We start from the raw sequence: 8,407 nt of genomic DNA, 5'->3' as shown, positions 1-8,407 counted from the left end.
TAAGAATACCATCGAAACCATCACCATTACCGTTGCAACTGGTCTACGTATAGCAATACCTGCTAATGACATATATTTTTCACCTCTCCAATTTTTATTTTTTTTATACTATAATCAAAATTGTCAGGTATGTTTTCTTCAGTTATTCGTAAACTTAGTATTCCTCTTGAATATCCGCCTGTTTCTAAATTATTTTTAAGATTATCAACTTTATGTTTAGAGAGATAGAATTTAAAACTATTTTGAGAGTGATACTCAACATTATAATTATTTAGATAGACATTATATTTTTTATAATCAGGTGTTCGAGAAAATATATTATAAAAAGTCCAAATAAAGTTTAAATTTTGAGGTAAATTGTGAACAGTTATCTCATATATTTCATCGTCATTTAGTTCAACAACTTCACCTTCATAATAATTGCCTTTAGTGGGAAATAAAGCTAACTTATATTTATTTTCTATTTCAGAGTTTGAACTACCTTTAAGTTGCTCATAAAGATTGAATGTAGAAACGATAATTCCCTGAATAAAATCAGTAATTTTTTTAGGGGATATCTCTGAACTTAAATTCTCTTTATTTTTAATATTACTTATTTCTTTAATTTTTATATTGCTTATTGAATTATCTTTTAACAAGTCATTTTTATAAAATTCTCTTATTATTAAAATGTAATCATTTGGAGACGTTTGCAACATATTTTTTTGTAAATATAACTTAGGAGAAACTATCAATTCAAATTTATTATCTTTAATATATTTAAAATCTTGAGTAGAGATAACATTAGTTGGAATATTTTCATTATTATTTAAAGAATATAATTGAAATGTTATAAACTCTAAATTTTTTAAAGATCCGGATATAATATATTCAAAATTTTTAGAGAGAAAGAAAGATTGATATCTAACTGTAGGATTATCACCTAAGATTTTTCTATTATTTTTCATCCAATCGATTAATTTTGGTTGAGTAGATAAGAAGTTTGTTAGAAATAGTTCATTCCCCAATGAGAAACTATCTAAAATAAATCTATTTAACTCCTCGCTTTCTAAACTATCCAAATCTTTATTTACTATAAACTCAGATGTTATTGTGGATAACTCTTTAAATGGAGATTCTGTTTTTGCAAACGAATTTTTTTTAAAAGAAAAAAATAATAAAAAAATATAAAAAAAATATAAAATTAAAGTGCGTATTTTAACCCACCTCCCACTGTCCAGAAGTAATCTTTTTTAACAATAGGAGATTTTTTTATTGTGTTTGACAAAACTTCATAGCTCCCAAATGTATAGATAGAGAATGACTTATTTAATTTTTTTTCTAAAGCCATGGATACTCCCACTGCATAAGTTTCCTTAACAGAATAAGGGGCTGTTATTAAGCTGTTCTTTTTAGCTTCATCAGCTGTTATTCCAAAATAGTAGTTTGAAAAATCTCTAGAATATATATTTCCATAGATCGATGGAACGAAAAGAAAGTTATGGGGTAGAGTTATACTTCTTAATATATTTAAGCTAGTTTTATTTCCCTTCTTTCCAAAATTTGTAGAGAGTGAAAGATAGTTGTCTTCTAAAAATTTATAGTCTAAAGATAGACCACTCATAATTAGTGATTTTCTTTTTTCAATATTTTGATAGCCAACTTTTAAATCCTTGCCTTTGATTGGATAACCTGCAAAAAATTCACTGCTTATTGAAAGAGATAGTGTTTCATCGCCCCAAAAAGTATATCCAATTTCACTACTTTCAATAAAAAATCCGTTGTATTGAATATCTAAGGTAGGCAAAACATAAGAGTTTTGCTGTTTTTTTGTTTTATAGACTGAATTGTTCACACCACTAGATAAACTTAATGAGAAATTGTTGCTAGCTAAGAGTATTGAAGGTAAAAATAGATTAAAAAATAATAATTTTTTCATAAATAATCTCCCGTTACTTTAATTTATTTTAATTTTAATTCTAAAGGAAAAATTGAAAATTTAATAAAAACATACACAAAATTTAATGAAAAGGTACACGAAAATTAAAAAAAGTGTATCAAATAAAAAAAATAACCATATTTATGAATTGATATTTTCAATTGACAGCAAATTTAAAAGGTGTTATATATAAATAATATTTAAAACTGAAGGGAGATGTATAGAAAAATGAGAGAGTTTAAAATTTATTCTGATAAAAATATTTTAAAGGGAATTCATTATGAAGCAAATTCTCAAAATAAAAAAAATGGAATTATTCTAATGTGCCATGGATTTGCAGGAGTTCAAAATTTGTTTTTTCCAAAATATGCTGAAAAATTTTCTTTAGAGGGATTTGATGTTATTACCTTTGACTATAATGGGTTTGGAGAAAGTGAAGGAGAAACACAGATAATCCCTACAAATCAGATGAGAGATATTTCAAATGTTATTTTATATTTGAGAAAAAATGAGGATTTTAAAGATAAGCAACTGTATTTATGGGGAACTTCTTTAGGTGGGTTATATGTATTGAAATTAGCGGCTACACTACCTGGAATTTCAGGAGTATATGCACAAATTACATTTTCAGATGGACTAAGAAATAATACATCTTTATTAGATCTTGAAGGAAAGGAGAAGTACTTGAACCAGCTTGAAAATATTAGATATAAGGAGATTTCAGAGAATAAGAGGTTATTACTTCCTCTAAAGAAATTGTTATCTGATTCTCAAAGCAAAACATTTTTAGATAGATATAAAGAGGAGTTTTCAATGCTTTTGAGCACAAAATTATCCTTAGCAACTATTAGTGATATCAATGAGTTGTCGATAGATTCATATTTAGATAAAATAAATGTTCCGGTATTACTTTTAAAAGCCAATAATGATATTGTGAATCTACCTCAGGAGATGGATTTTATATATAAAACATTAAAATGTAATAAAAAATTATTAGAATATGATTGTGGTCATTATGATGTCTATGAAAATGAGGTATTTTTATCATCTATAACTGAACAAATAAAGTGGTTTAGTAAAGAAAAATAAAATAGATTTATAAAAAAGAAAGGGAAGATTTATGTTAGAAAATGAAAAAAATCAAAAGTTGATAATTTTGTTAAGTACACTTTTAATATTTGCAGGATGTACCAGTTCTAAAGTAAAAGAATATACGGGAATGTATACTTATGGTCATGAAGTTGAAATATTTACTGATGATAAAACAGGACAAGAATATTGGATCTATGACGGAGAAAGTGATAAGTTAAATAGGCATATGAACGAATTGTTAATCAAAGGTGAGACCCCTTATTCAGAGGTTAAAGTTAAAATTAAAGGAATTGATAAAGGTAAAGCAACTAATGGGTTGGCAAAAGATGGGGATAGAGTGCTGAAGGTTTTAAAATACGATATAATAAAATAGTGAAAAACTGGAGGTTTTGATATCTCCAGTTTTTATAAATTATGCTTTAATAATATCTTTATATTTCTCTGGATATTTATTAAAAAGAAATTTAACAAAAGAACATTTCGATAAGACATCCTTCCAATGGTTTTACCGTTGTTATCTTCATCATGAAAGATTTTCATTTTCTACCATTTCCTTTGAAAGTCAGTTTTAAATTATTTTAAATATTTAGTATTTCTAATTCACTTTTTATTTATTTACTTCTTAAAGTATTATAAACTCTTTCAAGAGCTTCTTCTAAAATTAATCTAGGACAAGCAACATTTATTCTTTGGAATTTCTCCCCAGTCATTCCAAATAATTTTCCTTCATCAAAAGCAACCTTTGCTTCATTTAATAATAAACTTGTTAATTGTTCATCAGTTAAATTATAATTATTAAAATCTAACCATGCTAAATAAGTTCCTTCTGGAATTACATATTTTACAGCGGGCAATTTTTTATCTAAGAATTCTTTTAAATATATTAAATTGCTATCGATATACTTATTTACATCTTTTAACCATTGTCCTCCACTTGTATATGCTGCTTTTGTTGCTGAAATTGCAAATGGTGATGGATTAGAAACAGCCATTTTATTAGTTATCTCATCTTTCCAAAGCTCTTTTATATTGTCATTAAAAATAAATATATTTGATAGATTAAGTCCCGCTAAATTGAATGATTTACTTGGAGCAGTACAGATTACAAGTAAATTTTTTATAGTATCTTTTAATTTTCCCATTGAATTAAAAGTTATTCCCTCTCTTAATAAATCACAATGAATCTCATCTGAAACTATATAAACATTGTATTTAGAACATATGATAGCTATCTGTTCTAATTCTTTTTGATTCCAAACTCTACCAACAGGATTGTGAGGACTACACAAGATAAGCATTTTATTATTGGGATTTTTAGCTTTCTCTTCTAAATCTTCAAAATCAATTTCATAATATCCATTATTGTTTACTAAGTTATTCTCAACAACTGTTCTATTGTTATTTTTAATCATATTTTTAAATGGATAGTAAACAGGAGATTGAATAATAATTCCGTCCTTTTCTTTAGTTAAAGTTCTTATAAGTATTCCCAATGCAGGAACGATTCCAGGGCTGTAGAAAATTTCACTTTTATTAACAGAATACCCATATTGTTTATTTACCCAGTTCGTAATAATGTCATAATATTCGTCATCAAAAGAACTATAACCATAGATATTACTGTTAACTCTTTCTTTTAAAGAGTTGACAATTGAATTACAACATTCAAAATCCATATCAGCAACCCACAAAGGTAAAACTTCATGATTTAAATCAGGATACATAAAATTAATAAAATCCCATTTGATTGAATTTGTATTTTTTCTTTCTTTTAAAATATTAAAATTATTCATAAAACCTCCTCATCATATAGTTAAGTAACCTAACTAAAATTCACTTGATACATTTATACTTCATAAATAAAAAAAGTCAAGGTCCTTAACTGAATTTTTTTATATTTTTTAATACTTGACACAAGTGAATAAAAAATATATACTAACACTAATGTTTTGATTATCAAATAATTTGTATAATGAATTGGAGGGGAAATGAAAAAAAGAATAGGATTATTAGCTTTTTTACTAGCAACAACAGGATATGCAGAGGATATATTTTTTAATGAGAGTGATCAAGAAAAAGGACTTGTAAAATTAGAGGAGTCGGTTATAACCACAACAGGGTTTGAAACAAATATAAGAGAAATACCATCAAATGTAACGGTAATAAGCAGTCAAGAGATTCAAGAAAAGGGATACACAAGCGTTGAAGAAGTTTTAGAAAAAATTCCAAGCGTAACTATAACAAAAGGAACATTTGGAAGTACTGTAGATTTAAGAGGTCAAGGTTCAGATAAAGCTAGAAGTAATGTAAAAATACTTGTAGATGGTGTTTCGATTGTTCCTTTAAATAAAACTCATACAAGAATTCCTTTAGATTCTATAGATTTGAATACCGTTGAGACAATCGAAGTAATTCCAGGTGGAGGAGCTGTACTTTATGGAACAGGAACAGCCGGTGGAGTTATAAATATAATTACAAAATCTGGAAGTGGAATGAAACCTACAAATAGAGTTAATTTTGAAATCGGTTCTCATGGACGAGAAAGAATATCGACTTCTGCAGGAGCATTATTGACAGAAAATTTATTACTTCAGACAAACATAGCTTATGAAGAGGGCGATTCATATTTAGATGAAAAAAATCAAGAGCTTGTAAGTGCGGATATTTTAGCAAAATATAAAATATCTAATAAATCAGATGTTACTCTGAAATTTGAAAAATCAAAAGATAAGAGTCAGGATCCAGGTGGAATGTTAACAAAAGAAGAATATGATGAAGATAGGCAACAAATTGGAAGTTCGGCTTCTGTAAATCAAAATACGGAAATAAATAGAGATATGGTTACAGCTATTTATAATCAAGAGCTGTCTGATTCTTTCAGATTTAGTCTTCAAGGAACTTATCAAAGAAAAAATGATAGATTTTCTTCTGACAATGGTAACAAATCAGTTCAATTTTTAGATAATGAAATAAAAGAAGAGCAAGTAGATATAAAGCCAAAACTCCAATGGAGATATGGAGAGAATAGTAGTTTGGTTATGGGATTTGACTATAGCTATTTGAAATCATCTAGAGATATTGAGGGAGTTGGAAGTAGAAATCAAAATGCTTTAGATAAAAGAGCAAGCGAAAGTTATTCGATTTATGCTTTAAACAGTTATAAGTTAAATAAAATTGAATTGATTCAAGGAGTTAGATATAATCAAACAGAAAATAAGTATGAAACAAGAAATAGATTAAATCCTATAAGAAGTACACCAGAAAGTACAGATACAATGGATAATATGGCGTATGAACTTGCACTTAATTATTTATACTCTGATACAGGGAATAGTTATATAAGATGGGAGAGAGGGTTTAATACACCAAGTCCAACAAGTATTTTTAATAATCCAAATAATTCACAAATAGCAAATGGATTTGAATATGGTCTTTCTGGAGTAAAGGATGAGACTTATGATTCCTTTGAAATAGGAATGAGAGATTATTTCATGTTTTCATATATTAGTCTAGCAGCTTTTTATAGTGAGACTACTGATGAAATTTATAGAGAAGGAAATTCTGCAAATTGGGTATCATATAACTTAGATGAAACTCGAAGAAAAGGAATAGAGTTATCTTTTGAACAATATTTAGGAAAGTTCACATTATCAGAAGGATATTCATATATTGATGCTGAAATTACAAAAGGGAACTATAAAGGGAAAAATGTTCCTGGAGTATCTAAGAATAGTTTTCACTTGAGTGCAAAATATGATTTCAATCCAAAAGTAAATACAATTTTATCAACAGTTTATAAAGATGCGATATATGTGGACAGTAAGAATACCGGGGGTAAAGTGAATGATTATATAGTCACAAATCTAATTGTAAATTATAAGGTTAACGATGCGATGAGACTATATGCTGGAATTAACAATGTATTCAATGAGATGTATGCAGATAGTTTAGATATAGATGGAGATATTTTATATCGAGCAGCGGATGAAAGAAATTATTTTGTTGGAATAAATTATATTTTCTAAAATCAAATAAAGGAAATTAAGTTAAGAAATAGTATCAAATATATAGGATGTAAATACTAAATAGGGGGCACTATGGAAAAAACATTGCTAATAATAAAACCGGATGCAGTTGAAAGAAAGTTGATAGGGGAGATTATTCAAAGAGTTGAAAGAAAAGGATTGGAAATAAAAGCTCTAAAGATGGAAACGATTTCGTTAGAAAAAGCTAAAAAACATTATGAAGATCATAGAGGAAAAGAATTTTATGATAATTTAGTTGAATTTATAACATCTGGTCCACTAGTTTTAATGGTGATAGAGGGTAAAGAGTGTATAAAAATAGTTAGAGCTATGGCAGGAAGCACTTCACCTATAGATGCGGTTCCAGGAACTATAAGGGGAGATTTTTCGTTAGATGTATTAAAAAATATTGTTCATACTTCTGATAGTTTAGAAAGTAGCGAAAGAGAGATTAAAAACTTTTTTAAAAATATTTAATAAATTTTTTATAAAAAAAGGAGTTTATTAAAAATACTGTATAAATAAATATATGCTGAAAAAAGAGAGGTGTATTTTATGGAAAATAAAAAAAAATTAGAAGAGTTAAAAAAAGAAGCTACGGAAAATTTAAAAAAAGTTGAAGAGGTAAAAAAAGAAGAACTTGAAGATTTCTGGGAAAGATTTAAAAAATTAGAAAAAGTTTATAAAGATAATTTTGATAAACTTATAGCAGCAGAACTATTAGATGTTAAGATGTTAATTTTTAAAATTGAAGAAAAATTCAAATCGAAAGATGATAAATAAAAAAGAGCACACTATTCAGTGTGTTCTTTTTTATCGTTTGATATATTAACTCTAGTAAACTCTTTATAATCTCTTAAAACATCAGCATAGCTTCGAGCTACATATCCAATAAGAGTTGCATCATCTACCCATCCAGCGACAGGGATTAAATCTGATACAGCATCAATAGGTGCAATAACATATACTATAGCTGTAGTTAAAATAAAGAAACATTTTTTATCTAGTTTGTATTTTTTATTTTTTGTATCTTTTATTAAATTTATAATAAGAAGTAGATCCTCAGCAGTAGCACCTAAATTCATGGCTTTTTTTACAGCCAATTTCAAATCCTTAGAAGTTAATTTTTTTCCACTAAAGCTTTTAAAAAATTTTAAAATTATTTTATCCATAGACACTCCACTTAAAAATTACTGTATTATAGTATAATTCTTTTTTTAAAATTATTCAAGTTGTTTTTTTATGTGTTGGTGTGATTTCAAAATATACATTAACAACTATAATTAGATTATATGTATATAAAAATTATATTTTTAAAAGATGTAATTATAGAGTATAATTTATATCATGAATAATAATACCATAGGGAGGT

9 protein-coding genes are annotated in these 8,407 nt (G+C 26.8%); 5 read left to right on the top strand and 4 right to left on the bottom strand.

The window, feature by feature from the left end:
• Window positions 1-62: 62 nt before the first annotated feature.
• Together L992_RS05175 and L992_RS05170 are read right to left on the bottom strand one after the other, a co-directional pair.
• Window positions 63-1,061 (bottom strand): hypothetical protein, encoded by a 999-nt coding sequence (locus tag L992_RS05175; protein ID WP_156110645.1) that lies wholly within the window; start codon window positions 1,059-1,061, stop codon window positions 63-65.
• A gap of 122 nt (window positions 1,062-1,183) precedes the next feature.
• Window positions 1,184-1,918 carry a MipA/OmpV family protein gene (locus tag L992_RS05170; RefSeq protein ID WP_047394765.1) on the bottom strand — a complete coding sequence of 245 codons (735 nt, stop codon included), beginning with the start codon at window positions 1,916-1,918 and terminating at the stop codon, window positions 1,184-1,186.
• A 228-nt stretch (window positions 1,919-2,146) separates the two neighbouring features.
• Between L992_RS05170 and L992_RS05165 the strand changes: the two genes are divergently transcribed.
• Window positions 2,147-3,007 carry an alpha/beta hydrolase gene (locus L992_RS05165; protein WP_047394762.1) on the top strand — a complete coding sequence of 287 codons (861 nt, stop codon included), beginning with the start codon at window positions 2,147-2,149 and terminating at the stop codon, window positions 3,005-3,007.
• 31 nt (window positions 3,008-3,038) lie between these two features.
• Window positions 3,039-3,383 (top strand): hypothetical protein, encoded by a 345-nt coding sequence (locus tag L992_RS05160; RefSeq protein WP_047394759.1) that lies wholly within the window; start codon window positions 3,039-3,041, stop codon window positions 3,381-3,383.
• A 238-nt stretch (window positions 3,384-3,621) separates the two neighbouring features.
• Here the strand turns inward: L992_RS05160 and L992_RS05155 are convergent, their stop codons facing one another.
• Window positions 3,622-4,803: a MalY/PatB family protein gene (locus tag L992_RS05155; protein WP_047394756.1), complete on the bottom strand. Its 1,182-nt coding sequence runs from the start codon at window positions 4,801-4,803 to the stop codon at window positions 3,622-3,624.
• Window positions 4,804-4,998: 195 nt separating this feature from the next.
• Here L992_RS05155 and L992_RS05150 point away from each other — a divergent pair, with 195 nt between their 5' ends.
• From L992_RS05150 to L992_RS05140, 3 genes are all read left to right on the top strand, one after another.
• A complete protein-coding gene (locus L992_RS05150; RefSeq protein WP_047394754.1) occupies window positions 4,999-7,035 on the top strand; it encodes a TonB-dependent receptor in 2,037 nt (678 codons plus the stop codon).
• 72 nt (window positions 7,036-7,107) lie between these two features.
• On the top strand, window positions 7,108-7,512 hold the full coding sequence (ndk, locus tag L992_RS05145; RefSeq protein ID WP_047383405.1) for a nucleoside-diphosphate kinase: 405 nt from the start codon (window positions 7,108-7,110) through the stop codon (window positions 7,510-7,512).
• A 78-nt stretch (window positions 7,513-7,590) separates the two neighbouring features.
• Entirely contained in the window at window positions 7,591-7,818 is a 228-nt protein-coding gene (locus L992_RS05140) for a hypothetical protein (protein ID WP_047383406.1), read from the top strand.
• An 11-nt stretch (window positions 7,819-7,829) separates the two neighbouring features.
• Here the strand turns inward: L992_RS05140 and L992_RS05135 are convergent, their stop codons facing one another.
• The gene (locus L992_RS05135; RefSeq protein WP_047383408.1) at window positions 7,830-8,207 is read right to left on the bottom strand and encodes a YkvA family protein; all 378 of its coding nucleotides are present in this window, start codon (window positions 8,205-8,207) and stop codon (window positions 7,830-7,832) included.
• Between the last annotated feature and the right edge of the window lie 200 nt (window positions 8,208-8,407).

This window comes from Cetobacterium sp. ZOR0034, from assembly GCF_000799075.1.
Lineage (GTDB): Bacteria > Fusobacteriota > Fusobacteriia > Fusobacteriales > Fusobacteriaceae > Cetobacterium_A.
Note: the sequence above shows the minus strand (reverse complement) of the source record. Positions and strands in the feature narration are given on the sequence as shown.

Excerpts from the sequence above, each read along its gene's own strand:
- L992_RS05170 (WP_047394765.1), bottom strand. The coding sequence starts at position 1,918 with ATGAAAAAATTATTATTTTTTAATCTATTTTTACCTTCAATACTCTTA.
- L992_RS05165 (WP_047394762.1), top strand. The coding sequence starts at position 2,147 with ATGAGAGAGTTTAAAATTTATTCTGATAAAAATATTTTAAAGGGAATT.
- L992_RS05160 (WP_047394759.1), top strand. The coding sequence starts at position 3,039 with ATGTTAGAAAATGAAAAAAATCAAAAGTTGATAATTTTGTTAAGTACA.
- L992_RS05155 (WP_047394756.1), bottom strand. The coding sequence starts at position 4,803 with ATGAATAATTTTAATATTTTAAAAGAAAGAAAAAATACAAATTCAATC.
- L992_RS05150 (WP_047394754.1), top strand. The coding sequence starts at position 4,999 with ATGAAAAAAAGAATAGGATTATTAGCTTTTTTACTAGCAACAACAGGA.
- ndk (WP_047383405.1), top strand. The coding sequence starts at position 7,108 with ATGGAAAAAACATTGCTAATAATAAAACCGGATGCAGTTGAAAGAAAG.
- L992_RS05140 (WP_047383406.1), top strand. The coding sequence starts at position 7,591 with ATGGAAAATAAAAAAAAATTAGAAGAGTTAAAAAAAGAAGCTACGGAA.
- L992_RS05135 (WP_047383408.1), bottom strand. The coding sequence starts at position 8,207 with ATGGATAAAATAATTTTAAAATTTTTTAAAAGCTTTAGTGGAAAAAAA.